This is a genomic window from Nonomuraea sp. CA-141351 (assembly GCF_050944675.1).
In the GTDB taxonomy this organism is placed as follows: Bacteria; Actinomycetota; Actinomycetes; order Streptosporangiales; family Streptosporangiaceae; genus Nonomuraea.
Genome location: NZ_CP191982.1, coordinates 7592723 through 7618415, shown reverse-complemented (window position 1 = coordinate 7618415; position 25693 = coordinate 7592723). Strand labels below are relative to the sequence as shown.

Here is a 25693-nt window from a genome sequence, read left to right as displayed (position 1 = left end):
CCCGAGGTCGGGCGGCGACCAGCCCCGGTGGACCGTCGTTGTGAGTCCGCTGGGTGAGCCAACGAAATGGACCAGAAGTGAACAGAGATAACGGATCGGACGGCGGACAGCGCGGGCGCGGCGACTACGGGGACAGGCGCTCCAGCGGAGGCGGCAGGAGCGGCGGCTACGGCTCTCGCGGGCGAGACTCCGGAGGCGACCGTCCGTTCCGTTCCGACGACAGGTCGCGCTCCTACGGCCGAGATGGGGCGCCGCGGCGGGACGAAGGCTCTCGGGATGATCGCGGTGCGCGCCGTGAGGGTGACGAGCGTCGTCCGTTCCGGGATCGGGATGATCGCGGTCCTCGCCGCGAAGGCGGCTATGGCGACCGGCGCGAGGGCAGTTACGGGGACCGGCGCGAGGGTGGTTTCCGCGACGACCGTGGCCCGCGCAGGGAAGGCGGCTTCGGCGATCGTGGCCAGGGCCGTGAGGGCGGATACCGGGACAACCGTGGCCCTCGACGCGAAGGGGACGATCGCGGTCCTCGTGGTGACGATCGTCGTACCTATCGGGACCGCGACGACCGCGGCCCGCGCCGTGAGGGTGAGGAGCGTCGTCCGTTCCGGGATCGGGATGATCGGGGTCCTCGTCGTGAGGGCGGCCCTGCCCGTTCTTTCTCGCGCGACGATCGTGGCCCCCGCCGTGAGGGCGGCTCTGGCGATCGGGGTCCTCGTCGTGAGGGTGGCTCTGGCGATCGGGGTCCTCGTCGTGAGGGCGGCTACGGTGATCATGGTCCTCGTCGTGAGGGTGGTTTCGGCGACCGTCGTGAGGGTGGTTTCCGTGACGATCGGGGCCCCCGCCGCGAGGGTGGCTACGGGGATCGTCGTGAGGGTGGTTTCCGTGATGATCGGGGTCCTCGTCGTGAGGGCGGCCCTGCCCGTTCCTTCTCGCGCGACGATCGTGGCCCCCGCCGTGAGGGCGGCTCTGGCGATCGGGGTCCTCGTCGTGAGGGTGGCTCTGGCGATCGTGGTCCGCGTCGTGAGGGCGGCTACGGTGATCGTGGTCCTCGTCGTGAGGGTGGTTTCGGCGACCGTCGTGAGGGTGGTTTCCGTGACGATCGGGGCCCCCGCCGCGAGGGTGGCTACGGGGATCGTCGTGAGGGTGGTTTCCGTGATGATCGGGGTCCTCGTCGTGAGGGCGGCCCTGCCCGTTCCTTCTCCCGCGACGATCGTGGCCCCCGCCGTGAGGGCGGCTCTGGCGATCGAGGTCCTCGTCGTGAGGGTGGTTTCGGCGACCGTCGCGAGGGTGGTTTCCGCGACGATCGCGGCCCGCGCCGTGAGGGCGGGTACGCCGGTCGGCGCGAGGGCGATCGAGGCCCGCGTCGTGGCGGCGGTTATGGCGACCGTCGCGAGGGCGATTACGGTCCTCGGCGCGAGGGTGGCCCCGGCCGCCCGTTCTCGCGCGACGACCGCGGCGACCGCGGCGAGCGCTCCGACTCCTCCGGCACCCGCGCCAGGTACGGCAGGTCCGACCGGGAGGCAGAGGCTCCGCCGCGCGAGAAGCTGCCCGACGTCCCGCTCGACATCACCGCGGAGGAGCTCGACAAGGAGGTTCGCGAGGAGCTGCGTTCCCTCCCCGGCGACCTCGCCGAGTTGGTGGGGCGGCACCTCGTCGCCGCCGAGCGAGCGCTCGAGGACGACGATCCCGACCAGGCACACGAGCACACGAAGGTGGCACGCAGGTTCGCGGCCAGGATCGGCGTCGTACGTGAGGCCGCCGGCATCGTCGCCTACCGTGCGGGGCACTTCTCCGAGGCGCTGAGCGATCTGCGCGCGGCCAGAAGAATGACGGGCTCGGACGCGTACCTGCCGGTCATGGCCGACTGCGAACGCGGTCTCGGCCGTCCCGAGCGGGCGATCGACCTCGTACGTTCACCAGAAGCCGAACGCCTCGATCGAGCTGGGCGCATCGAGCTGACCATCGTCGAGTCCGGCGCCCGCCGCGACCTGGGCCAGCACGACGCCGCCATCATCACCTTGCAGCGGCTCCCCGAGCTGCGGGATCCGCAGCCCAGGCCATGGTCGGCGCGGCTGGCGTTCGCGTACGCGGACGCGCTGGCCGATGCCGGACAGCAGGAGGCGGCCGCGGAGTGGTTCGGCAGGGCTATGGCCTTCGACGAGGACGGGGAGACGGATGCGGCGGAACGGTACGCCGAACTGACGGGTGCCGTCATCGAGGACGTCGAGGAGGACTTCGACGACGCCGACGCCGGCGAGACGGATGAGGAACCGGACGACGCCGAGGCAGGCGACCTCCTGGAGGAGGAGCAGGTCCCGGAGGGCGGCGCAGCGGAAGGGACCGCCGACGTAGCGGATCGAGAGCCGCGGTCAGAGGTCCCGTCCGGCGAGCCGGCGCGAGAGCCAGAGCAGACGGGCCCGGCCGAGGTGCCGGATCCGGAGGGTTCGGCTGCCGAACCGGATCAGGAGCCGCTGCATGCGAGCGCGGCCGAGGTGAGTGACGGAGGACCTGAGCAGTCCGGCCCGGCCGACGCCGCAGAGGGCCCGGACGACCAGCAGGACGCGCCAGAGGCAACAGCGCAGGTCCAGGCGCTGAGCATCACCCCCGCGTTCATCGAGCCCGACTTCGGCGACGCGCTCGACGAGTCCGACGAACGCGCCTCGGACGACAAGCCCAAGAACGACGACTGACGCACGAGGGGCTCTTCCCGCGCCCCGCCGTACCGTCGACGCTCGGCGGTACGGCTGCCGTCCTGCCGTACCAGCTGCCGTGGTGGCGTCCCGGTACGGCGGGACGTGCGGTCGCGGCCCCTCACGCTTCCCTCCGCACCGAGGCGACACCGGAGCCGTCCCCCACATATGGGAGGGTGAGGTCGCGGCTGCCTCAAATGGCACCGTGATGCGGTGGCACGCACGTAGGAGGGCGCAGCACGGGAGCCTACGGTGAGACGCGGTCGAGCCAGTGAAGGATCCCCGCGACGTTCGACGGAGCCCCGCTCAACAGCTCGAGCTGCTCGCCCACACCACTGTCGTCTTCTGCCTTCGATGCGCTGTATCGGTCCTTCGTCCGATCCCTCACCATGGCCACGGCATGGTCCAGATCCAACCCCTCGGAACGGGCCTGCCGGGTGAGATCCACCCAGATGCGAAGCTCCTCAGCGGACCGTTCGAGGGTCTCCTGTACGGCGTCGACCGGCCCGTAATGGCTGAACAGCAGCCGTTGCGGCCCCAGCGCCTCGAACAACGCGATCGAGCCGAGCGCCGTCTGCAGGTCGAAGTCCGGCGGAGGCGTCGCGGGACGCAGATCGCCCGTTTCGGGCAAATAGACACCGGCCGCGTCACCGACGTACAGATCGCCGGTGGCGGAGTCGATCAGGCCGACGTGATGTTTCGCGTGCCCGGGCGAGTAATGGCTGTTCAGGGTGCGTCCGTTGCCCAGATCGATGGCCCCGGTGTCGCCGAGGGCCACGATGCGTTCTGCTTCGGTGGGAGACAGTTCGCCGAAAAGCACGTCGAGTTTGTCGCCCCACACCATCCGCGCGCTGGCCATCAACCGTGACGGATCAGCCAGGTGGCGGGCGCCCTTCTCGTGTACGACGATCTGCGCGGACGGGAAAAACCTGGCGATGTCGCCCACCCCGCCTGCATGATCCAGATGAATATGGGTCACCACTACGGTGGCCAGGTCCTCTGGTCCGACACCGAGTGAGGCGAGCGCGTCACGCACCACGGGCGCCGATGTCGACGTACCCGTCTCCACCAGGCACGGCCGATCCCCCAGAATCAGATAACCGGCGGTGATGCCTGTGTATCCAGCCATCTTGGTGTCGATTTCATAGACGTCGCCGCCCAGCGCGGTGATGTTCTCCACAGGCACTCCCGAGCGTCCATCCGTTATCCCCAGAACGGCGTTCCAGCCGATCCAGCCTCCTCCTCATCGTAGAGAGTGATCTCCACCAGAGCACCGACAGGAGGACAAAGTGGACCGAAACGAAGTCTTGCTGGTGGGGCGGCTCTCCGGGGCGGTCGAAGAGCACTCCATGCCCAGCGGCGACACCGTGACGAAGTGGCGCATCATCGTGCGCCGCCGTCGCCACAGACGCGGAGCCGCCCTGACGGACAGCATCCCGTGTGTCACCTTCGACCCGGAGACGGCCGCCGTAGTCCGCAGTCTCAAGCCGCGCGACTACTTGGAGGTGGCGGGGTCCTTCCGCTGCCGCGTCTTCGGCCCGTCCACGGCCAAGATCTGGCGATACGAGGTGGAGGTGAGCTCCGCCAAACCGTACGAAGCCGACCTCCCCGAACCCGACGCCGTCCCCGACGACCCCACTCTCAGCCCCAATGGGAGCCTCGCCACCCTGATCCCCCGCCAGGTGGCGTACCTGGCGGCGGCAAGTTGATCCACGTCGGGTGGCCTGCCTGGTTCCGGCAAGTTGATCCACGTCGGGTGGCCTGCCTGGTTCCGGCAAGTTGATCCACGTCAGGTGGCGTACCTGGTCCCGGCAAACTGACCGGAGCCAGCCGCTGGCCTGCCGTGCGGAACGGCAGCCGATCGAGGATCGCCCTCCCATCGGGGGTCGGCGTCCGAAGGTGGTCAACGAAGGCACTCGAGTGCCACCGCGCGGGGTTGGACGTCACCGCGCGGGGACTGGCCGCGCGCGGACAGCGTGTTCGCGCGTCCGGTCGGGATCCCCGGTCGGGGCGCCCGGCGTGGCCGCGGTGCGTGGCCACGACAAAGGGTGGCCCGTTCTCGACGCGCGCTCCCGCTGCTGCTGCTTGGGACGTGGCGGCAGCCGCTATGGATCTCAGCGGTGGTCAGGGAGGAAGCCGTTGCGTCAGTCGATGGCGAACGTACGGAGGACTAGGCCCGTCCTGGGCTTTGGGCCGAAGGAGGTGGATTTGCGGGGCACTCGTTCGCCGCCCGCGGCGACGGCCAGCACGTCGTCGACCTCGAGGGGCTTGAGGAGCACTGCGGTGCCGCCGGTACGGATGGCCAGCCGCACTGCGGCGTCCGTGTCGTGGTGCACGATGCGTACGGCCTGTTCGTCGTCGCGCATGCCCCACACCTTGGGCAGCACGAACTCCGTGAGGACGGAGGTGTTGAGGGAGTTCCAGCGCTCGGAGTGGCCGGGCGGCATGGCGCGGGCGAGCTGCATCGGGTCGGGGTCGGTGAGCAGATGCGAGCCGCCTTCACCGGCGAGCAGGAAGGCCGGCTCCGAGGCCTCCTCGAGCGCGGCCAAAGCCTCCGCCAGCTCGTCGAAGTCGCGAACGCGCCATGAGCCCTTTGCCCTGGCGGCCGCGTCGGCAAGGGGGAGGCCGGGAATCACGCGGTGGATGGCCTGGAGGTTGGGCGGATACGCGGTGGAGTCGACGAGCAAGGCCAACCCGAAATCCCACGGTCCGACCGCGGGCTTCGTGTCCTCCGCAGATGAACCGCCACCTCCGGCGCCCTCGCCTCCGACGCGCCCGGCTGCACCGGCCCCGGCTCCGGTGCCCTCTCCCTCTGCGCTTTCGGGTCCGGTGTCTCCGGTTTCGGTGGGTTCGGGTGCTGCGTCCCTGGCGGCACCGATAGCACCGAATCCCCCGGCTGCACCGCTTGCTCCAATGCTCCTGGAAGCACCGTTGCTCCCGTCAGTACCGGCAGCGGCCCGGCTGGCATCTCCGCCCAGGCCAGCACCGGTCCCCTCAGCGCCAGGGACACCTTCTGGTGTGGCGATGTGTGGCTTGGTTTGCGCGCGGTGGTGGGTGGCGTGCTCCTGGCGTTGGAGTACGCGGTACGTGGCGTAACGGTGATGGCCATCGGCGATCAGTGCTTGGCGGTTGTGGAGGTCGGCGTTTATGGCATCGATCTCGGGCGTGTCCGTGATCGCCCATAGGCGGTGCGTGAGGCCGTCTTCCGTGTGCGCGGACACGAGGGGAGAGCGGTTCGAGGCCACCTCGTCCACCAGGCGGGTGGCCGTGCCATAGTCGCCGTCGTAGAGGAGGAAGATAGGTTCGAGGTTGGCCTGGGTGGTGCTCATGAGGGCGAGCCGGTCGGCGATGGGCCCTGGCACGACGTCCTCGTGGGGCAGGATGATGCGCTGCCCCGGGTCGGCCAGGCCCACGTCGCCGATCAAGCCGCGTTGCAGGACGCCCGGCCCGCTCTGCTCGTACACGTAAAGCGCCGGCACCTCGTCCGGCACCAGGACGCCGGAGTCGAGCCAGGCTTTCAGCGTGTTCCTGGCCTCGGTGTAGCGGTTTTCGGCCGCTGCCTCGGTCGGTGGGGGAGGGGCGTGGTGAGGCGGGGCGGCTTGTGGCGCGGCGCTCGGTTCGGCGTCGGTTGAGGGGTGGCGGGGTGTGGTGTCCGTTGGGATCCGGCCGCTGAGCGGGGGCTCTGTTTCCTCTTGCCTGTAGGCGGTTGAACGCTGGGTTGGGGAGTCGCCGCGGGGGGAGCGGGGAAGGATGAGGCGGACGACGTTGTTTGGATGGGAATCCAGGAGGGTGTCTACGTCGGCCTCGGAGATCAGGTCGTACGGTGGGGAGGTCACCTTGGCAGGATCTTCGACAGCGAAACGTACGCCTCGGAAGGGGCGAAGCACCAGTCCATCCGGCAACGGCAGTTCAGGAGTCCCCATACCGGGCATGCTCCCATAAATGCTTGTGCCTTCCGGAAGTCACCCCTTGGTTGCCGCCGTGACCGTTCCGCAAGCAGGGCGGAGCGGGCCCCCCGTCCAGCGCTGAAGGAGTCCTCACGCATGACCCACGATGGAAACGTTCAGGATGACAACTCGGGCGCTCCCAGAGGTGGCGTTTACGATTGGTATCAGCGTGGGGTGAAGTTGCTGAAGGAGGGCAGCCCGGCTGCCGCTGCCGCGTTGCTGGAGCGTGCCGCCGCGGCTGAGCCGGAATCGCGCAGCATCCTGGAGGCGCTGGCTCGGGCGCAGTTCAACTCACGGCAGTACGCGGAGGCCGCGGCCAGTTTCCGGCAGATCGTGGACGCCAATCCGGCCGAGGATTATGCCTACTTTGGGCTGGGGTTGTCGTTGTGGCGGACTGGGGATGTGGAGGGCGCCCAGGAACCGCTGGCCATCGCGGTGGCCATGCGTCCGGATGAGCGGCATTACGTTTCGGCCTTGAAGAGTGTTCGCGCTACCTTGCGAGCTCGCCGGGAAATGTAGACAGGAAGGTTTTCTCTCTGCCGATTCGTCCTCGTCCTCGTCCTAGGTGGAACGGGTGCCGGGTTGCTTTGAGATCGGTGAACTGCCGTCGGTCCCGTGGGCTGAGGATTTTGGGGCGGCGCCCGGGCTCAGAGTCACGGTGCTGGAGATGCTGTGCGGCGCCGCGGGTGGCGGTGACAAAGGGCTCTGCGAGGTGTGAGTGAACTCGCATCGACGAGTGGGCTGAGGTCGAGGTGAGAGTCCAGGGGCGCGGTGTCAAGTGGCGATGGGATGGGCTGGATCCGAGGGCGGTGGGCTGTCGCTGGCGCTGGTTGGCTGCGGTGGGCTGTCGGCGGGGCAGGTTGGGACGCTGGGCTGGGCGGGGTGCAGGCGGGGGCAGTCTGACGCCGGGCTTTGGAGGGGGCAGGCTGGGAGTGGAGGTGTGTGGACATGGTCGGGCCTCGTGTAGGCGGGTGTGGGGGCGGCGCTAGAGTCTCACGCGGCGTGAAAGGCGAACGGGGAGAGGCGCTGTGCTGATCGACGGCTATGACACCCTGCTGCTCGACCTCGACGGCGTGGTCTATCTCGGCAGTCACGCGGTTCCTGGGGCTCCGGCGGCGCTGGAGGAGTCTCAGCGGCGTGGGGCGCGGCTCGCGTACGTCACCAACAACGCCTCCCGTACGCCCGCCGCCATCGCCACCCACCTGCGGGAGCTCGGGGCTCCTGCCACGGCCGGTGACGTGGTGACCTCGGCGCAGGCCGCTGCCCGGCTGGTCGCCGAAAGGGTGCCGCCCGGGTCGAACGTGCTCGTCGTCGGCGGGTCGGGGCTGCGGCTGGCCGTACGGGATCGAGGGTTGCGGCCTGTTTCGACCGCCGCCGAGTCGCCCGTCGCCGTGGTGCAGGGGATCGCGCCCGGCTTGTCGTACGGGCTGCTGTCGGAGGGAGCGCTGGCCGTGCGGCAGGGGGCCTTGTTCGTGGCCTCCAACGGGGACAGCACGATGCCCACACAGCGGGGGGAACTGCCGGGTAACGGGGCGATGGTCCGGGTGATCGCCGCTGCCACCGGGGTCGAGCCGGTTTACGCGGGCAAGCCCGACCCGCCGCTGCATCGGGAGTCCATGATCCGTACGGGGGCTCAGCGGCCGCTGGTCGTGGGGGATCGGCTGGACACCGATATCGAGGGAGCGTCCAACGCGGGCGTCGACAGCCTGCTGGTGCTGACCGGGGTGGCCAGCGCTGTCGATGTGCTCACCGCGGGTCCGCGGCATCGGCCCACCTATGTCGGTGAGGATCTGCGCGCGTTGCTCCTGCCGTATCCCAAGGTGCGGGACGGGGCCTGCGGAGGGTGGCGGGCCCGGTGGCAGGACGGTGTTCTGCGCCTCGACGGCGACGGAAGCCGGATCGACGGGTTGCGGGCCGCCTGTGACGCGGCCTGGGCTGTGGCCGGCAAGGGGCGGGTTGAGGAGGACGCCGTCAAGCCCGTGCTGGATCGGCTGGGGTGAGCGCACAGCGGCATCGTGCCGAGTGCTGATCGATCCGGCTGCCCGGACGTGATCGGTCAGGCGATTCTGTGGCTTGTCCGGCGGGTGAACTGCCAGGCGCCCACCGCCAGGAGCAGGGACGAGGCCGCCGCCAGCGCGCCCAGCGACAGCGGCACCCCGCCGCCCCACCCCCGCAGCACCAGCAGGCGCATGGCCTCGATCGCGTACGTGAGCGGGTTCGCCCGAGCCACCACCTCCATCCACCCCGGCATGGCCGGCAGGGGCACGAAAGCGTTGCTCATGAACAGCAGGGGCAGCGACGCGAAGCCGGTGATCGCGAAGAACGTCCCATGCGAGGGCACCGCGCACGCCAGCGCCATCGCCGCGGCCGTGAGCGCCAGCGTCAAGAGCGCCGTGGCCACCAGGATCGCCAGCACCCCCAGAAGACCCGACGCGGGCCGCACGCCCAGGGCGAGCGCCACGAGCAGGATCACCACCACCTGGGCCGAGTTCATCCCCACCTGGAACACGAACCGCGACACGATCAGCGAGCTGCGCCTGATCGGCATGCTGAGCAGCTTGTCCAGATAGCCCGACTCCTTGTCGAACAGCAGCGGCATCGCCGCCGTGACCCCGTTGCCCATCACCGTGAAAGCGATGATGCCCGGCACCGAGAACGCGATGTAGTCCCCCGTGCCCACCACCCGCGGATCGACCGCGCCGCCCAGCGCGCCCGAGAAGAACACCAGCCACGCGGCCGGCTGCAGCACGCTGAACAGCAGGTTCAGGCGTTCCCTGAGCGTCATCAGCAGCCAGCGCCGCGACAGCGCCAGCACCTCCTGCGACCACATCGTCAGAGCTCCTCTCGCAGCGCGTGTCCCGTGTGCCGGAGGAACACCTCGTCGAGCGACGGTGCCCCCATCGCGGACTTCAGTTCGGCGGGCGTCCCGGCGACCACCTGCCGGCCGTGGTCGATGATCGCCAGCCGGTCGCAGAGCCGGTCCGCCTCGTCCATGTAGTTGGTGGCCAGCAGCACGGTCATCCCCCCGTCGCAGAGCGAGCGGATGTGGTCCCACATGTGGTGGCGTGACTGCACGTCCAGGCCGAGCGTCGGCTCGTCGAGTATCAGCAGCTCGGGCCGGTGCAGCAGCCCGCAGGCCAGGTCGAGGCGCTTCTGCATGCCGCCGGAGTACTCCTGTACGAGCCGGTCGGCGCTCTCCGACAGCCCCACGAGCTCCAGAACCTCGCCGGCCCTGGCCTTCATCTGCCGCCTGGGCACGTGGTAAAGGGCCGCCTCGATCTCGGCCTTCTCCCGCCCGGTCAGCATGTAGTAGCCCATGGAGGAGACCTGCTGCGTGACGTACCCGATGCGCCGGCGCACCTCCCCGGCCGCCCGCACCACGTCGAACCCGCACACCCGCGCCGTGCCCCCGCTCGGGGGGAGCAGCGTGGAGAGCATCCTGATCGTGGTGGTCTTGCCCGCGCCGTTCGGGCCGAGCAGGCCGAAGATCTTCCCACCCTCGATGGCCAGGGCCAGGCCGTCGACGGCGAGGCGGTCGCCGAAGGCGCGGCTCAGATAATCGGCCTCGATGATCAGGCCCATTTGTTCGCCTTTCGCCTAATAGTTAACGAAATCATTAAATAACTGGGCGAAGGGCGGGTCAATGGGGTCCTGATGAGATGGATCTCTGAGGGTGGTGGGGTTGGGGCTCGCGTGCTCCGAAGGGCGCTGGGGTCTTGCGGGGTTTCAATGCGTGATGGGGCAGGGGAAGTCAGATCAGTTTGCGCAGGCGCAGCAGGTCACCGAAGCTGGCGTCGATCTTCACCCGTCCTCCGAGCAGCGCCCTGGCCAGGTCCAGCTCCCCGTCCACCAGTGCGATCAGGTCGTCGCTTGCGATCGTGAGCTTGACGTCGGCGGGCTTGCCGTCCGGAGGGGGCTGCTCCGTGAACGGGTCGAGCCCTCCGTAGTGCAGGCGGCCGAAGAAGATGACGTCAAGGTCGTTGACCCGGCAGCTGACCGTGCGCTCGACCACGTGCTTGGCGCGGTCGATCTCGTCGATCTCGTCGAACTGGGCGACGAGCTTGGCCAGTGCCGACCGGCACTCCTCGACGCTTGCCATGATGCGCATCCTTTCTTCCTTTTGCGGACGGTAGCGTTCCACATGAGTAGCACCACCGTATGAGCTTCAACGCATGACACGCCTGCCAAGGTCCCGGGCGCTCGCGGGAGGCGTTACGGTCGAGTCATGAGTGAGCTGCCGGAGGAGACCGGCGACCAGCGGGTCGACGCCATCGTGGCTGGTCTCGGCCGTCTGGTCGAGCTGCCGGTGAGCGAGCACGTGCAGGTCTTCGAGGAGGCGTTCTCCGGGCTCGAGTCCACGCTGGCCGCCGTGGAAGAGCAGTGAGCCGCAGGATCCGCCTCGACAGCGAGTTGGTACGCCGCGGCCTGGCCAGGTCGCGCGAGCAGGCCGGCCAGCTCATCGAGGCCGGCCGGGTCAGCGTCGGCGGCCAGCAGGCCCACAAGCCCGCCACCCAGGTCGACACCGCCTCCGCCATCGTCGTCGCGGCCTCGGAAGAGGGGCCCGACTACGTTTCGCGAGGAGCGCACAAACTGCTGGGTGCGCTGGAAGCGTTCGAGAGCCTGCGGGTGGAGGGCCGCCGCTGCCTCGACGCGGGCGCCTCCACCGGAGGTTTCACCGACGTGCTGCTGCGCCGCGGCGCAGCACATGTGCTCGCCGTGGACGTCGGCTACGGCCAGCTCGCCTGGTCGCTGCGCACCGACGAGCGGGTGACGGTGATGGAACGGGTCAACGTACGCGATCTGACCCCCGACATGGTGGGCGAGCCCCCCACGCTGGTCGTCGGCGATCTGTCGTTCATCTCGCTGCGGCTCGTGCTGCCCGCCCTGGCCTCGGTCGCCGCGCCGCGGGCCGACTTCGTGATGCTCGTCAAGCCGCAGTTCGAGGTGGGCAAGGACCGCGTGGGGGCAGGCGGCGTCGTACGCGATCCCGAGCTGCGAAAGGGCGCCGTGCGCGACGCCGCCGCCAAGGCCCGGGAGCTTGGGCTGACCGTGCGGGGCGTCACCGCGAGCCCGCTGCCGGGACCGTCGGGAAATGTCGAATATCTGCTCTGGCTGGGCAAGGGGGAAGGCGAGCTTCCGGTCGCCGACCTCGAAGCCGAGATCCAGCGTGCCGTCGCGGAAGGGCCGCAATGAATCGGACCGTGCTGGTCGCCGTACACACAGGGCGTGACGCCGCAGTCGAGAGCGCCCGCCTGGTCATCAAGCGGCTGGTCGACGCCGGGATCACCGTCCGGGTGCTCGAGTCGGAGTGTGGCGAGATCGGCTGCCACGGAGTCGAGTCGGTGCCCGGAGACCCGGGCGCCGTCAAGGACGCCGAGGTCATGATCGTGCTCGGGGGCGACGGCACATTGCTGCGCGCGGCCGAGCTGGCCCGCCCTGCCGGCACGCCGCTGCTGGGGGTCAATCTCGGGCACGTCGGGTTCCTGGCCGAGGCCGAGGTCGCCGATCTGGCGGCCGCGGTCGACAGCGTCGTGGCGGGCCGCTACGACGTCGAGGAGCGCATGACGATCGATGTTCTCGCCAGGCTGAACGGCCGGGTGCTGGCCGACACGTGGGCGCTCAACGAGGCCACCGTCGAGAAGCAGGAGCGCATGCTCGAAGTGGTCGCCGAGATCGACGGCCGGCCGCTGTCGCGATGGGGCTGCGACGGCGTGATCTGCGCCACTCCGACGGGCTCCACCGCCTATGCTTTCTCGGCGGGCGGACCTGTCGTATGGCCGGAGGTGGAGGCGCTGCTCATGGTGCCCATCAGCGCGCACGCGCTATTCGCCAGGCCGCTGGTGGTCTCCCCGCGCTCCACGCTGGCCGTCGAGATCCTGCCCGACACGCCGGGCGGCGTCCTCTGGTGCGACGGGCGCCGCCGTTTCGAGCTGCCGTCGGGCTCAAGGGTGGAGGTGCGCATGGGCGCCGATCCCGTGCGCCTGGCCCGCCTGCACGGCGTGGAGAGCACCGGAGCGCCGTTCACCGACAGGCTGGTCGCCAAGTTCGAGCTTCCTGTTCAGGGCTGGCGCGGAAGGGTGCGACCCTGAGTCAATGGATGGGAGAGCGCGTAGGATCACATGGGCGCAGGTGTTCGGAAACAATCCGTGTGGCCATCAGACACAGCAGTGAACGGGAGTGGGCAGTGCGACCAAGGGTCGAGGAGGTCCGCATCCAGGGGCTCGGCGTCATCGACGAGGCCGTTCTCGAGCTTTCCCCAGGCTTCAACGTGGTCACCGGCGAGACCGGCGCGGGCAAGACGATGGTCGTGACCGGGCTCGGGCTGCTGTTCGGCGGCCGGGCCGATCCTTCGCGCATCCGCCCCGGGGCAGAGCGGGCGTCCGTCGAGGGCACGCTGGTCATCGAGCCGGGCGGGCGCGTCGCCCAGCAGGTGGAGGACATCGGCGGCCAGGCCGAGGACGGCGAGCTGATCATCTCGCGCACCGTCTCGGCCGAGGGCAGGTCCAGGGCGTGGCTCGGCGGGCGCACGGTGCCCGTCGGCACCCTGACCTACCTGGCCGACGACCTGGTGGCCGTGCACGGGCAGATGGACCAGCAGCGGCTGCTCCAGCCGGCCAGGCAGCGCGCCGCGCTCGACCGCTACGCGGGTAACGAGCTGGTCAAGCCGCTGCGCGCCTACTCCCAGGCGTACAAGCGGCACAAGCAGGTCGGGGCGCTGCTCGAGGAGCTGACCACCAGGGCCAGGGAGCGGGCGCAGGAGGCCGACATGCTGCGCTTCGGCCTGGAGGAGGTCGAGAAGGTCGATCCCAAGCCGGGCGAGGACGCCGAGCTGCGCGGCGAGGAGGAGCGGCTCTCGCACGCCGACGCCCTGCGCAGCGCCGCCACGACCGCGCACACGGCGCTGCTCGGCGACCCGATGGAGGCGGCGGGGAGCCCTCACGACGTGATCTCCCTGCTCGGCGAGGCACGGGCGGCTGTGGAGGTCGTGCGCGACTTCGACCCCCAGCTCGCCTCCGTGGCCGACCGGCTGGCCGAGGCCGGATACCTCATCTCCGACGTGGCCACCGACCTGGCGGCGTACGCGGAGTCGGTCGACTCCGATCCCGCGAGGCTGGCGGCGGTGCAGGAACGCCGGTCGGTGCTGTCCGGGCTGATCCGGAAATACGCGGAAGACAGCGCAGGTGTCCTGGCCTGGGCGCAGCAGGCCGCCGGGCGGCTGGCCGAGCTCGAGGGCGACGACGAGCGCATCGAGGAGCTGACCCGCGAGTACGAGGAGCTGACCGCCCGGCTCACCGACCTGGCCGCTGAGCTCACCGGGGTGCGCCAGGCCGCCGCCGAGCGGTTCGGCCAGGCGGTGACCGAGGAGCTGACTGCGCTGGCCATGCCCCACGCCAGGGTCGTCGTCCAGCTGAGCCAGAGTCAGGATTTCGGCCCTGAGGGCCGCGACGAGGTCGAGCTGCGGATGGCCGCCCACCCCGCCGCGCCGCCCCTTCCGCTCAACAAGGGCGCCTCCGGCGGAGAGCTGAGCCGGGTCATGCTCGCGATCGAGGTGGTGTTCGCCGGCGCGGACCCGGTGCCGACGTTCGTGTTCGACGAGGTGGACGCGGGCGTGGGCGGCAAGGCCGCGGTCGAGATCGGGCGCAGGCTGGCCAGGCTCGCCCGCACCGCGCAGGTCATCGTGGTCACGCACCTGCCGCAGGTCGCCGCGTTCGCCGACCAGCACCTGGTGGTCGAGAAGGCGAGCGACGGCAGCGTCGTGCGCAGCGGCGTGGTCACGCTCGAGCACGAGGGCAGGGTGCGCGAGCTTTCCCGCATGCTGGCGGGCCTCGAGGACTCCGAACTGGGCAGAGCGCACGCGGAAGAACTACTAGGCCTCGCAGCGGCAGACAGGTGATCCTGAGTGACATAGCGGACACGCCGCGTGATGCGTGGCCTCTGCGCTGTTTCGCTCTGGCAGGATGGTCTTGATGAAGGTTCCGGGAAGCAAGATGCCGGGCCTCCGCGGCCGGAAGGTTGGTGACCTTCCAGGTGTAACGGCAGTGGCGAGAATCGACCGGCGTACAAAGAGGCTTACAAAGCGCCTCCAGCCCGGGGAAATTGCGATTATCGACCACGTCGACGTTGACCGGGTCAGCGCGGAGGCGCTCGTCGCATGCGGTGCCGCGGCCGTGGTCAACGTCGCCAGCGGCATCAGCGGCCGCTATCCCAACCTGGGGCCACAGATCTTGCTCGAAGCGGGCGTGCCGTTCGTCGACAACGCCAACCAAGAGCTGTTCGAACGGGTCAAGGACGGCGACATCGTCCGCGTCAACGACGGCGTCGTCTATCTCGACGACGACATCGTCGGCAAGGGCGACGAGCAGACCGTCGATGCCGTCGAGGCTGCCATGGCCGAGGCCCGCGCCGGGCTCGCCGTGCAGATCGAGGCTTTCGCCGTCAACACCATGGAGTACGTTCGTGGTGAAGGCAGGCTTCTCATCGACGGAGTCGGCGTGCCTGAGATCCGCACCCCCATGGAGGGCAGGCATGTCCTCATCGTGGTGCGCGGATATCACTACAAGGAAGACATCGCCACTCTCCGCCCGTACATCCGCGAATACCGTCCCGTCCTCGTCGGCGTCGACGGCGGGGCCGACGCGCTGCTGGAGGCCGGCTACCTGCCCGACGTGATCGTGGGCGACTTCGACTCGGTCTCCACCAAGGCCCTGACCTGCGGCGCCGAGCTGGTCGTGCACGCCTACCGCGACGGCAGGGCGCCGGGCCTGGAGCGTGTGCACCAGCTCGGCCGCGAAGCGGTGATCTTCCCCGCCACCGGCACCAGCGAGGACATCGCGATGATCCTGGCCGACGACAAGGGCGCCGAGCTGATCGTCGCCGTGGGCACCCACGGCACGCTGGAGGAGTTCCTCGACAAGGGGCGCTCCGGCATGGCCAGCACCTTCCTCACCCGGCTGATCATCGGAAGCAAGCTCATCGACGCCAAGGGCGTGAGCAGGCTCTACCGCAGCCGCATCTCCACCCCGCAGCTGCTCCTGCTCGTGATCACGGCGCTCATCACGATGAGTGTCGCGCTCTTCCTCTCGCCGATCGGCCAGACCTGGCTGAACGGACTGCAAGACGCCTGGAACGCGTTCATCTTCTGGCTGGTCGGACTCTTCTCGTGATCGATTTCCGTTATCACCTCGTCTCCATCGTCGCGATCTTCCTGGCGCTCGCGGTGGGCATCGTGCTGGGCACCACGCTGCTGCAGGAGCCCGCGGTCAGGTCGGCGCAGGAGGTGGCCGCCCAGCTCACCAAGTCGAAAGAGGAGCTGCGGACGCAGCTCGACACTCTCCAGGGTCGCGAGGCCGGCAACGACGCGTTCGTCGCCGCAATGACGCCGAGCCTGGTGGCGGGCGACCTGACGGGCCAGCGGGTGCTCCTGGTCGAGACGCCCGGCTCCAGCACCACCGTGCGTGAGGCCGCGCAGCAGGTGCTCACCCAGGCGGGCGCGGTGATCTCCGGACGGGTCACGCTGACGGAGAAGTTCCTCGACCCCAAGGCCACCGGCGTGCTCGACGGCCTGGTCAACCAGCTCAAACCGGCCAACATGATCTTCCCGGCCACGGCCACCCCCTGGGACAGGGCCGCCACGCTGCTGTCGGGAGCCTTCGTCACCACGGACCAGGCGCAGGTGGGCACGCCCAACCCCGCCACCGCCGACGTCGTCAGCTCCTTCGAGACGGGCGGGCTGCTCACTACCGACGGCGACCCGCTCAAGCGGGCCACGCTCGCCGTCATGTTCGCGCCGGAGAAGCCGTACGAGGGCGAGAACGCCGAGGTCCAGGCGGGCGCGCTCGTCTCCGTGGTGAGCGGCCTCGACGTGGCCGGCAAGGGCACGGTGCTGGCCGGGGCCGCGCCCACCACCGCCGTCCCCGGCGACCCGATCAGCGCCCTGCGCGACGAGAGCGACATCTCCAAGCGCGTCACCGCGGTCGACACCGCCGACATGCCCGCGGGCCGCGTCGCGGTCGTCTACTCTCTCCGTGAGCAGCTGAGCGGCCGCGCCGGCCAGTACGGCATGGGCAAGGGCGCCTCCGCGATGCTGCCCACGGTGCCGACCGCCACCCCGTCCCCCACCAACCAGTCAGGGAGCTGACATGCCTGCCACCCGCGCCCGTGGCCTGCTCTACGCCCTCGCCGGCGCCGCGATCGGCGCCGCGGCCGCCCGCGTCGCGTACACCGCGTTCACCCGCAGCCGCCCGGCAGACCTGACCGGCCGCTGGACGCGCAAGAACCATCGCGGCGAGCCCATCACGCTGCTCGAAGGCCCCGCGTTCGTGGCGGGGGCCGGCGCGGCGGCGGCGCTCACGCCCGGACTGCCGGGCCGCCTGCGCCTTGCCGCGCTGGTCGCCGGCGGGGGCAGCGGCGCGCTCGGCGCGTACGACGACCTGTACGGCACCACATCCTCCAAGGGCTTCAAGGGTCACCTGACGGCGCTCACCCGCGGCGAGGTCACCAGCGGCGCCGTCAAGATCCTCGGCATCGGCGCCACCGGGCTCGGCGCGGCCGCCCTCGTCTCCCAGGGGCCGCTCGACACCCTGGTCAACGGTGCCACCATCGCCGGCGCCGCGAACCTCGCCAACCTCTTCGACCTGCGCCCCGGCCGGGCCATCAAGGTGGGCCTGCTGACCGGCGGACCGCTGCTCGCCGCCTCGCTCTTCCGTGACGCGCCCGCCGCCGCCGCGCTGGCGGCCGTGCCGCTGGGCGCCGCCGCGGCGCTGCTGCCCGAGGACCTCGGCGAACGCGCCATGCTCGGCGACGCCGGCGCCAACGCCCTGGGCGCCCTGCTCGGGCTCGCCGCCGTCACCAAGCTGGGCAAGCCGGGCCGGTACGCCCTGCTGGGCACCGTCGTGGCGCTGACCGCCGCCGCGGAGAAGGTCAGCTTCACCAAGGTCATCGCGGGCAACCCCGTGCTCAACCGCCTCGACATGCTGGGCCGCCGTCCCGCCGACCCTGTGTGAGCCCGCGTTTGTCGGTAAGGCCTGCCAGGATGTTCTGCGTCAGCGGGGTCGAGAGCGGGGCTGGGGAGGCCGGGTGGCTGTGGTGACGGCGCGAGGGGTCGCGGGCGGCGCGATGCTCATCGGGGCCATCACCGTGCTGGCGCGCATCGCGGGCTTCGCCAAGCAGTACGCCTTCGCGCAGACGGTGGGGACCAACTGCCTTGCCACGGCTTACATGACGGCCAACCAGATTCCCAACATCATCTTCGAGGTGGTCGTCGGCGGTGCCCTGGCGGGGATGGTCGTCCCGGTGCTCGCGGGGGCGGCCGCCCGGGCGCCGGGGGCGTTCGCTCCGGACGAGGGCGACATCGGCCACCACCCGGCCGCCGGTGAGCGGGTCGGGTGGATCAGTTCTGCGTTGCTGACCTGGGTGGTCGTCGTCCTCGTGCCGCTGGGGGCGCTCACCGCCCTCTTCGCCGGCCCGATCATCGGGCTGTTCCTCGGCACGGCCATCGACGGGTGCGAGAATGCCGGGGCCGTGACGGCGGTCGCCGCCCGGATGCTGGTCGTCTTCGCCCCCCAGATCCCCCTGTACGGCGTCGCCGTCGTGCTCTACGGCGTGCTGCAGGCGCACAAGCGCTTCGCCGGGCCCGCGGCCGCGCCGCTGGTGTCCAGCATCGTCGTCATCGTGGCCTATCTCCTGTTCGTGCCGCTCAGCGGCGGGGTGACAGACCCTGCCACGGTGCCCGGTCCGGCCGAGCTGGCGCTGTCGGCAGGCACGAGCCTGGGGGTGCTGTCGCTGGTGCTGGCCGTGGTCAGGCCCACGGCCCGGCTGGGGTTGCGGTGGCGGCCGACCTTGAGGTTCCCCGACGGGGTGGCCGCCCAGGTGCGCAGGCTGGCGCTGGCCGGGATCTCCGCGCTGCTCGCCCAGCAGGCCGCCATGATCGTGGTGGTGCTGCTGTCGAACCACGCGATCGGCAGCGGAGCCATCGCCGTCTACAACTACGCGTGGGCGATCTACCTGGTGCCGTACGCGGTGCTGGCCGTGCCCATCGCCACCAGCGCGTTTCCCCGGCTGGCCGCGCAGGCCGGCGAGCCGGAGGCGTTCTCCGAGTTGGCGGCGCGCACCACTCGGGCCGTGGTCCTGGTGTCCGGGCTGGCGGCCGGCGTGCTGGCCGCGGCCTCCTGGCCGGGTGCCGTGGTGTTCCTCGGGTTCAAGTCCGACGTGCCCGCGGCCGACCTGGCCCGCGCCATCGCGCTGTTCGCGCCCGGGCTGGTGGGATACGGGCTCATCGCGCACCTGAGCCGGGTCCTGTTCGCGGCCGGACGCGGCCGGGCGGCTGCCACCGGGACCGTGGCCGGATGGGCGGTGGCGATGGTCGCGCAGGCGGTGTTCGCACTCGCGCTGCCCGAAGGGTGGCGGATCGGGGGCATGGCGCTCGGCATGAGCGTGGGCATGAGCGTGGGCGGGGCGCTGCTGCTCGGCTCCGTGGTCCGCGCCCGTGGGAGCCGGGCCGTGGCAGGGCTGCCCCGGGCCGCCGGCGCGGCGCTTGGCGGTGGCCTGCTGGGGTACCTGGCGGGAGCAGGTGTGGTGGGGCTGCTGGGGGCGGAGGGCATCTGGCCGAACGTGTGGGCCGCCGTGCTGGCCGCCGTCGTGGCGCTGGTGGTGGGTGCGGCGGTCGTGGCCGTCGTGGACAAGGCCGACGCCGCTACCGTCGCGGCGCTGCTGCGGCGTGGCGGGGCCCGTGACGGGGCCGGCTGAGCAGGGAATCGGTTGTGCGGGTGGTTTCGTGCCGAGCATCGCGTAAGGAGCGGGTTGTGCGGGTGGTTTTCGTGCAGGGCACCACGTAAGGAGCGGGTTGTGCGGGTGGCATTCGTGCTGGGCACCACGTCCGGCGGCACCGGGCGACATGTCCTGATGCTGGTCGAAGGGCTGGTGCGGCGAGGGCACCGGGTGGCCGTCATCGGGCCGCGCAGTGTCGAGGAGAAGTTCTCCTACGCCCGCGCGGGAGCCCGTTTCGTGGAGGTGGCCGTGTCGGATCGGCCGCACCCGGTGAACGACCTGCGCGCGGTCCTGGCCATCAGGCGGTTGATCCGGGACGCCGACGTCGTCCACGCCCACGGGCTGAGGGCCGGCGCGCTGGCCGGGCTTGCGAAGCGGTGGCGGGCCGGTGGACCGCGGCTGGCCGTCACCCTGCACAACGCGCTGACCGCCGGCGGGTTCGTCGGGCTCGTCTACGGGGTGCTGGAGCGGATCGTGGCCCGGCGGGCCGACCACGTGCTCGTCGTCTCGCCGGACCTCGGCGAGGGCATGTCCCGGCTCGGCGCCAGGGACGTGCGGGCCGCCGTGGTGTCGGCGCCCGCGCCGGGCCCGGCGAAACGAACGCCTCGGGAGGTCAGAGACGAACTGGGCGCGGGCGAGCGGCCTGTTCTCCTGACGCTCGCCAGGCTGGCCCAGCAGAAGGGGCTCGAGACGCTGCTCGACGTCGCCGCCGGGCCCTGGCCCGACGGAGAGCCGCTGTTCCTGATCGCGGGTGACGGGCCGCTCCGTGAGGAGCTGCGGCGCAGGATCGAGGACGAGAAGCTGCCCGTGCTGTTGCTGGGACACCGGCAGGACGTGCCCGACCTGCTCGGGGCCGCCGTCGCTCTGCTGATGCCGAGCCGCTGGGAGGGTCAGCCGCTCACCCTTCGCGAGGCGCTCATGTCGGGGACGCCGGCGATCGCCTCCAAAGTAGGGGGCATTCCAGAAATTTTGGGAGATGCCGGGATCCTGGTCCCTTACGGGGACGTCGAGGGGCTGCGCGCGGCCGTACGGGAGCTCATCGCAGCGCCTGGAGCTGCGGAAACGCTGGCCGCGGCTGCCGGGCGGCGCGGGCGAGAGATGCCCGGAGCCGACGACGCCGTGGAGAACGCGCTGGCCGTGTACGGCCCTCAAGAGCTCGAGGATGATTAGGCCGGGTCGGGGCGTTCTCATATACTGCCTGGGTTAGGGAGGGGAGTATCCCTTCGCGACAGCCTCGTCATCACGGTGCAGCCCCACTCCACGGGGCCCCCGGGGCTGCCGGTCCGCAGTTGTGAGCGGGCGGGAGAGACCTCCGGCAATGAGTCGTGCATGCCGGAGGGTCTTGAGTCGTGACTGTACCCGTGTGGGCCTGGATCGCCGTGATCGGCGGTCTCCTTGTTGTTCTGGCCATTGACCTGTGGATCGTTGACCGCGGAGAAGCCCGAGAGTTCTCCATGCGGCAGGCCGGATATTGGGTGACGTTCTATGTCGCCCTGGCTGTGGTGTTCGGAGCGATTCTCTGGGGCACGTTCGGACCTGACAAGGCCGGGGAGTTCTTCGCCGGCTACATCACCGAATACAGCTTGAGCGTCGACAACCTGTTCATCTTCTTCATCATCATGAGCAGGTTCGCGGTGCCGCGGGCCTATCAGCACAAGGTCCTGCTCGTCGGGATCCTGCTGGCCCTCGTGATGCGCGGCATCTTCATCGCGCTCGGGGCCGCGGCGCTGGAGCGCTTCAGCTGGCTGTTCTACTTGTTCGGCGCCTTCCTCGTCTACACCGCGATCAACCTCATCCGCCAGCACCTCAAGGACGAGGAAGAGGAGTTCAACGAGAACATCCTGCTGAGGTGGGTGCGCAGGGCGTTCCCCACCACCGAGGGGTACGTCGGCTCCAAGGTCACCGTCAAGATCGACGGCAGGCGCATGGTGACCCCGATGCTCATCGTGATGGTCGCGATCGGGAGCACCGACCTGCTGTTCGCGCTCGACTCGATTCCCGCGATCTTCGGGCTCACCAAGGACCCCTTCATCGTCTTCACGGCCAACGCGTTCGCCCTGATGGGACTGCGTCAGCTCTACTTCCTGCTGGGCGGGCTGCTCCAACGACTGGTCTACATCAGCTATGGTTTGGCGTTCATCCTCGGGTTCATCGGGGTTAAGCTGATATTGGAGGCGTTGCACGCCAGTGATGTCTCCTGGGCGCCCGAAATCCCCATCTGGGTGTCGCTCTCGGTCATTGGTGCCACGATGGTCGTCACCACCGTGGCCAGCCTGGTCAAAGCGCGCATCGACGCGCGCCAGGGCGAGGAGCCACACCCGGAGCAGGTCTAGCGAAAAGGACTTCGAGGCGCTTTGCTTGTGTAGTTGCGCCGTGTCATAGTTGCTTGTTCTGTAACATCACGGCAAAGCGCCCAATTCAGTCTCCACCAAAGGTTGTACGTGTCAGACGATTCTGCCAAGTCGAGCCGCGTCAGGCTCGCACGCGGGGTCTCCCCGTGGCTCATCCCGACGGCGGCCGCGGCGGCCGCCACCGCGCTGCTGACGCGCAAGGACCGGCGATGGGCGCTCGCGGCGGCGCCGCTGAGCGCGCTCACCGGGGGCATGCTCTGGTTCTTCCGCGACCCCGACCGCACGCCGGGCGTGGGCCGCATCCTGTCGCCCGCCGACGGGGTGGTGCAGAGCATCGACCCGTGGCCGGACGGCCGCACCAGGGTCGCGATCTTCATGAGCCCCCTGAACGTGCATGTCAACCGCGCCCCTCTTGCGGGAAATGTCGCATCCGTGCAGCATGTGGCAGGTGGGTTCCTGCCGGCGTTCAACAAGGACAGCGACCAGAACGAGCGCGTGGTGTGGCATTTCGAGACCGCGCTGGGCGACATCGAGATGGTGCAGATCGCGGGCGCGGTCGCGCGCAGGATCGTGCCGTACGTGAGCAGCGGAGCGAAGGTCGCGCAGGCCGAGCGGATCGGGCTCATCAGGTTCGGTTCGCGCGTCGACATCTACCTTCCCGAAGGGATTTCTCCTGCGGTGTCCGTGGGCGACAAGACGGTTGCGGGGGTGACCAGAATTGACCGCGGCTGACGCCGGTAGTTGGCAGGCGGATGAAGAGGAAGAAGAGCCTCGTGGTCCGGTCGGTAAGGCGTTCCGCCTGTCGGCTGCGGACTCGCTCTCGCTGGGCAACGCGGTCTGCGGGTTCCTCGCCGTGTGCGTCCTGGCGTACTCCGCGATCCAGCAGCTCCAGGGCGGTCATCGCTTCACGCCCGATCCGAGCTACTTCGCCACCGCCATCGTGCTCCTGCTCATCGGCGCGACCTGCGACCTGTTCGACGGCCTCGTCGCGCGGCGTTTCCGGGCCTCCGCGATGGGCGCCGAGCTCGACAACCTCGCCGACGTCATCAGCTTCGGGTTCGCGCCCGCGTTCATGGTCGTGATCTGGGGCGGGTTCACCGACCAGGTGCCGTTCGTGATGGTGGTCGCCGCGGCGGCTGCCGTGCTGGTGGCCGGGGTCGTGCGCCTGGCCAGGTTCGCCTGCGTCAAGACCAAGAGCGGCGACTTCATGGGCCTGCCCATTCCCATGGGCGCCATGACCGTGATCTCCATCGTGCTGCTGTTCCAGCCGAGCTTCTGGTCCCTGCTGGCGGTGCTCGGCGTGGCGTGGCTGATGGTCAGCCGGATCGAGTACCCCAAGCCGAAGGGGCAGCTCGCGGCGGGCGTCCTAGGCTGGATCATGGTGAACGTGGCCTTCCTGACCTTCTGGGTGGCCTGGCCGGAAGGCGGCGACCTGCCGATCAAGATCGGCGCGAGCATGCAGATCGCTCTCGTGGCGGCGATCCCGCTGCGGATGCTGGTCTACAAGCGGGAGCAGCGCCGGGAATCTGCTACGCGCATCGGCAGCTGACGGGATTTTTCGTCTTACTTCGGCTTTGATAGAGCCATGTCGGCTACGCCGCGCGAGCACACGCGCACGTACTATCTCGGCAAGCTGGCCACTGAGCTGGAGCAGCGCGGGCTGACGGCCACGTTGCGGTCCTATCCGCCCGCGTTGCGCATCAGCGATCCCGACACGGCGATGCTGGCGGAGACCGTCGACTGTGTGCCGCTGTCTGAGGGATCGTTCTATCGGTGGTCTTGGGGCGAACTCGTGGGAGTGGCTGACGACCCGGCCCTCGCCGCCGACCGCATCCTCCACGTCCTCACCCGCCCGTAACGGCCATCTACGCCATCCTTGGCCAAATCCCCATCCGTTGCGGCTGTGCATGGTGAGTCACGCCGATCAGCGCCGTCCTGTGTTGCGGCTGTGTACGGTGAGTCCAGCCGATCAGGGCCGTCATCTGTTACGGCTGCGCACGGTGGGCCGCACGCGCCGATGTGGGTGGCCGTCTGTCGTGGCCGGTCGTGAAGGCTCACGGGCCGGTCGCCGTGACGACGCGCATCCTGGGCCGATTCCGTGGTCAGCCTGACCTTGGCTGCACCGCAGCGCATGTTCGCTTTCGCGCAGACCGCCACAGCGAACACGCAGCGGATGTCAGCCGGATCAGGCGCAGACCGCGTTGAGCGCGCCTGCCTGAGCGTGGCGCGCGTGTTGACGGCGAGTTACCAGCCGCGGGCCTTCCATTCGGGGAGGGCGGGGCGTTCGACGCCTAGTGTGGTGTCCTTGCCATGGCCCGGATACACCCACGTCTCGTCCGGGAGGCGGTTGAAGACGCGTTCGACCACGTCGTTGTAGAGCTGGGTGAAGCGCTGCGGGTCCTTCCACGTGTTGCCGACGCCGCCCGGGAACAGCGAGTCGCCCGTGAACAGGTGGTGGCCCGCCTCGCCGCCGTCGTACAGCAGGGCGATCGAGCCGGGCGTGTGGCCGCGCAGGTGGATGACCTCCAGGGTGACCGCGCCGACGGAGATCGTGTCACCGTGTTCGACCGTGCCGTCCACCGGCACCGGGAGGGCGGGCGCGTCGAGCGGGTGGGCGATCACGTCGGCGCCTGTCACCTTGCTCACCTGCTCCAGCGCCTGCCAGTGGTCGCCGTGCTGGTGCGTGGTGACGATCGAGCGCACCGGCTGGTCGGAGATCAGGGCGAGCAGGCGGTCGGCGTCGGCGGCCGCGTCGATCAGCAGCTCTTCGCCGGTCTCGGTGCAACGCAGCAGGTAGGCGTTGTTGTCGTACGGGCCGACGGCTAGCTTGAAGATCGTGAGCGCGGGCAGCTCGCGCACGTCGGCGGGACCGCCGACCTGGACGTCACCTGTATAGGTCATGAAAAGTCCTCTGGGGGCGTCGCGGGCAGATCAGCGGGGGCCGGCATTGTCAGCCACGGCGGCGGCTCTGGCAGTCCCGTGCCGCCGGGCGTTAACGGCTGCCCCACAGGCACCAGCGTAACGCCCTCGCCGTTCGATCTTCCGGTCAGCCAGGCCAGCATGTCGGCGGGCGCGCCCTCGATCGCGGGGCCGGTGCCGAGGTCTGGCCATGTGTCGATGATCTCGCCGGACGCGTTCTTGAGGATGACCTCGCTCACCGTGCTGCGGGCGTGCGGCCAGGACGCGTGGTAGTCGCGGAGTTCGCGCAGGACGAACGGCTCCGGCCAGTCCGCGGGGCCGTACCCGGCGGCCAGGTCCACGTGGTGGAAGCCGATCTCGCGCAGGCGGCGTATCAGGAGGTACCAGGCGGGGTGCGCGGGCGGGCGCATGCCCTCGACCAGCGCGGACCAGCAATCCCGCGGCAGGTCGCGGACGGCGGCGGCGAGGCGGGCGGCGCTGTCCTACAGATCGGCGAGGTGCCGGGCGGCCGGTCGGGTTGCAGCGGAGCGGCGAGCCTGGGGCGGAGAGCGGTAGCTTGCGTGACCAGCGGAGCCCCGTGCGAGCGCGACCATAGACACGGCTCGATGGCGGCGGCCCTGGCCTCGTAGGAGGCGTACTGGGGGAGCCTGGCCCCCGTCTTCGCCCAGGTCAGGAGGTTGATGTGGGAGTCGGCGTTCTGGGCGACGTGGGCGAGGACATGACCCCTGGTCCAGCCGGGCAGGAGGGAGGGCGCGGCGATGTCGGCGTCGGACAGGGACGCGGCCGTGGCCAGCAACTGGTTGGTGGCCGAGACCAGCTCGGCCTGCAGCGCGGATAGGACGGTCATATCTGGATATTTCATCAGTTAGGGTGTCTGGGCCGGGGCCAGGCATAAAGGCGCAGGTCAACTGGTTGAATGCGGAAGGGCCCCTGCCCGAGTGGGAGATGGCCGTAGTCTGTGAAGGACGGATTTTCGGGGGCCGGGCAACGGTCCGCCGAAATTGTCGGACCCCCCGTCTACCAT

The 25693-nt window shown here is 69.9% G+C and carries 26 protein-coding genes; 18 read left to right on the top strand and 8 right to left on the bottom strand.

What is annotated here, in order from left to right:
- Positions 1-276: 276 nt before the first annotated feature.
- Together ACQPWU_RS35960 and ACQPWU_RS35955 are read left to right on the top strand one after the other, a co-directional pair.
- Positions 277-1800 (top strand): hypothetical protein, encoded by a 1524-nt coding sequence (locus ACQPWU_RS35960; RefSeq protein WP_433429764.1) that lies wholly within the window; start codon positions 277-279, stop codon positions 1798-1800.
- A complete protein-coding gene (locus tag ACQPWU_RS35955; RefSeq protein WP_433429762.1) occupies positions 1710-2687 on the top strand; it encodes a hypothetical protein in 978 nt (325 codons plus the stop codon). Before ACQPWU_RS35960 ends, ACQPWU_RS35955 begins: the two co-directional genes overlap by 91 nt.
- Positions 2688-2934: 247 nt before the next feature.
- Here the strand turns inward: ACQPWU_RS35955 and ACQPWU_RS35950 are convergent, their stop codons facing one another.
- Positions 2935-3867 (bottom strand): MBL fold metallo-hydrolase, encoded by a 933-nt coding sequence (locus ACQPWU_RS35950; RefSeq protein ID WP_433429761.1) that lies wholly within the window; start codon positions 3865-3867, stop codon positions 2935-2937.
- A gap of 109 nt (positions 3868-3976) precedes the next feature.
- Between ACQPWU_RS35950 and ACQPWU_RS35945 the strand changes: the two genes are divergently transcribed.
- On the top strand, positions 3977-4396 hold the full coding sequence (locus tag ACQPWU_RS35945; protein ID WP_433429760.1) for a single-stranded DNA-binding protein: 420 nt from the start codon (positions 3977-3979) through the stop codon (positions 4394-4396).
- A gap of 435 nt (positions 4397-4831) precedes the next feature.
- Here ACQPWU_RS35945 and ACQPWU_RS35940 read toward each other — a convergent pair whose 3' ends face one another.
- Positions 4832-6610: a DUF1015 family protein gene (locus ACQPWU_RS35940; RefSeq protein WP_433429758.1), complete on the bottom strand. Its 1779-nt coding sequence runs from the start codon at positions 6608-6610 to the stop codon at positions 4832-4834.
- A 120-nt stretch (positions 6611-6730) separates the two neighbouring features.
- On the opposite strand from ACQPWU_RS35940, the gene ACQPWU_RS35935 reads away from it, so the two are divergent.
- Entirely contained in the window at positions 6731-7153 is a 423-nt protein-coding gene (locus ACQPWU_RS35935) for a tetratricopeptide repeat protein (protein WP_433429757.1), read from the top strand.
- Positions 7154-7662: 509 nt separating this feature from the next.
- Positions 7663-8634, top strand: coding sequence for an HAD-IIA family hydrolase (locus ACQPWU_RS35930; RefSeq protein WP_433429755.1), 972 nt, complete (start codon positions 7663-7665; stop codon positions 8632-8634).
- 56 nt (positions 8635-8690) lie between these two features.
- Here ACQPWU_RS35930 and ACQPWU_RS35925 read toward each other — a convergent pair whose 3' ends face one another.
- From ACQPWU_RS35925 to ACQPWU_RS35915, 3 genes are all read right to left on the bottom strand, one after another.
- Positions 8691-9464, bottom strand: coding sequence for an ABC transporter permease (locus ACQPWU_RS35925; protein ID WP_433429754.1), 774 nt, complete (start codon positions 9462-9464; stop codon positions 8691-8693).
- Positions 9465-9466: 2 nt separating this feature from the next.
- A complete protein-coding gene (locus ACQPWU_RS35920) occupies positions 9467-10216 on the bottom strand; it encodes an ABC transporter ATP-binding protein (RefSeq protein WP_433429752.1) in 750 nt (249 codons plus the stop codon).
- A 169-nt stretch (positions 10217-10385) separates the two neighbouring features.
- Positions 10386-10742 carry an SCP2 sterol-binding domain-containing protein gene (locus tag ACQPWU_RS35915; RefSeq protein ID WP_433429751.1) on the bottom strand — a complete coding sequence of 119 codons (357 nt, stop codon included), beginning with the start codon at positions 10740-10742 and terminating at the stop codon, positions 10386-10388.
- Between the two features lie 117 nt (positions 10743-10859).
- On the opposite strand from ACQPWU_RS35915, the gene ACQPWU_RS35910 reads away from it, so the two are divergent.
- The 13 genes from ACQPWU_RS35910 to ACQPWU_RS35850 all read left to right on the top strand — a co-directional run bounded on the left by ACQPWU_RS35910 (position 10860) and on the right by ACQPWU_RS35850 (position 23608).
- A complete protein-coding gene (locus ACQPWU_RS35910) occupies positions 10860-11018 on the top strand; it encodes a hypothetical protein (protein ID WP_360699597.1) in 159 nt (52 codons plus the stop codon).
- Complete coding sequence (locus tag ACQPWU_RS35905; protein WP_433429749.1) at positions 11015-11827, top strand: TlyA family RNA methyltransferase; 813 nt, start codon at positions 11015-11017, stop codon at positions 11825-11827. Before ACQPWU_RS35910 ends, ACQPWU_RS35905 begins: the two co-directional genes overlap by 4 nt.
- Positions 11824-12723, top strand: coding sequence for an NAD kinase (locus ACQPWU_RS35900; RefSeq protein ID WP_360699593.1), 900 nt, complete (start codon positions 11824-11826; stop codon positions 12721-12723). The genes ACQPWU_RS35905 and ACQPWU_RS35900 overlap by 4 nt, the downstream gene beginning before the upstream one ends.
- A 95-nt stretch (positions 12724-12818) precedes the next feature.
- Positions 12819-14528 carry a DNA repair protein RecN gene (recN, locus tag ACQPWU_RS35895; protein WP_433429748.1) on the top strand — a complete coding sequence of 570 codons (1710 nt, stop codon included), beginning with the start codon at positions 12819-12821 and terminating at the stop codon, positions 14526-14528.
- A 73-nt stretch (positions 14529-14601) separates the two neighbouring features.
- The gene (steA, locus tag ACQPWU_RS35890) at positions 14602-15798 is read left to right on the top strand and encodes a putative cytokinetic ring protein SteA (RefSeq protein WP_360699589.1); all 1197 of its coding nucleotides are present in this window, start codon (positions 14602-14604) and stop codon (positions 15796-15798) included.
- Entirely contained in the window at positions 15795-16772 is a 978-nt protein-coding gene (locus tag ACQPWU_RS35885; RefSeq protein WP_433429746.1) for a copper transporter, read from the top strand. Before steA ends, ACQPWU_RS35885 begins: the two co-directional genes overlap by 4 nt.
- A gap of 1 nt (position 16773) precedes the next feature.
- Complete coding sequence (locus ACQPWU_RS35880) at positions 16774-17637, top strand: hypothetical protein (RefSeq protein WP_433429744.1); 864 nt, start codon at positions 16774-16776, stop codon at positions 17635-17637.
- A gap of 73 nt (positions 17638-17710) precedes the next feature.
- The gene (gene murJ / locus ACQPWU_RS35875; RefSeq protein WP_433429743.1) at positions 17711-19378 is read left to right on the top strand and encodes a murein biosynthesis integral membrane protein MurJ; all 1668 of its coding nucleotides are present in this window, start codon (positions 17711-17713) and stop codon (positions 19376-19378) included.
- Between the two features lie 99 nt (positions 19379-19477).
- A complete protein-coding gene (locus ACQPWU_RS35870; protein WP_433429742.1) occupies positions 19478-20569 on the top strand; it encodes a glycosyltransferase in 1092 nt (363 codons plus the stop codon).
- Between the two features lie 179 nt (positions 20570-20748).
- On the top strand, positions 20749-21732 hold the full coding sequence (locus tag ACQPWU_RS35865; protein WP_433429740.1) for a TerC family protein: 984 nt from the start codon (positions 20749-20751) through the stop codon (positions 21730-21732).
- Positions 21733-21840: 108 nt separating this feature from the next.
- Entirely contained in the window at positions 21841-22482 is a 642-nt protein-coding gene (locus tag ACQPWU_RS35860) for a phosphatidylserine decarboxylase (RefSeq protein ID WP_433429738.1), read from the top strand.
- A complete protein-coding gene (gene pssA, locus ACQPWU_RS35855; RefSeq protein WP_433429736.1) occupies positions 22469-23299 on the top strand; it encodes a CDP-diacylglycerol--serine O-phosphatidyltransferase in 831 nt (276 codons plus the stop codon). The genes ACQPWU_RS35860 and pssA overlap by 14 nt, the downstream gene beginning before the upstream one ends.
- 36 nt (positions 23300-23335) lie before the next feature.
- Positions 23336-23608, top strand: a complete 273-nt coding sequence (locus ACQPWU_RS35850; RefSeq protein ID WP_433429735.1) for a hypothetical protein — start codon at positions 23336-23338, stop codon at positions 23606-23608.
- 386 nt (positions 23609-23994) lie between these two features.
- On the opposite strand, the gene ACQPWU_RS35845 is transcribed toward ACQPWU_RS35850, so the two are convergent.
- The 3 genes from ACQPWU_RS35845 to ACQPWU_RS35835 are packed head-to-tail and all read right to left on the bottom strand — an operon-like array spanning position 23995 to position 25516.
- On the bottom strand, positions 23995-24651 hold the full coding sequence (locus ACQPWU_RS35845) for an MBL fold metallo-hydrolase (RefSeq protein WP_360705008.1): 657 nt from the start codon (positions 24649-24651) through the stop codon (positions 23995-23997).
- Entirely contained in the window at positions 24648-25091 is a 444-nt protein-coding gene (locus ACQPWU_RS35840; RefSeq protein WP_433445373.1) for a hypothetical protein, read from the bottom strand. Before ACQPWU_RS35840 ends, ACQPWU_RS35845 begins: the two co-directional genes overlap by 4 nt.
- Positions 25043-25516, bottom strand: a complete 474-nt coding sequence (locus ACQPWU_RS35835) for a maleylpyruvate isomerase N-terminal domain-containing protein (RefSeq protein WP_433429733.1) — start codon at positions 25514-25516, stop codon at positions 25043-25045. The genes ACQPWU_RS35840 and ACQPWU_RS35835 overlap by 49 nt, the downstream gene beginning before the upstream one ends.
- Between the last annotated feature and the right edge of the window lie 177 nt (positions 25517-25693).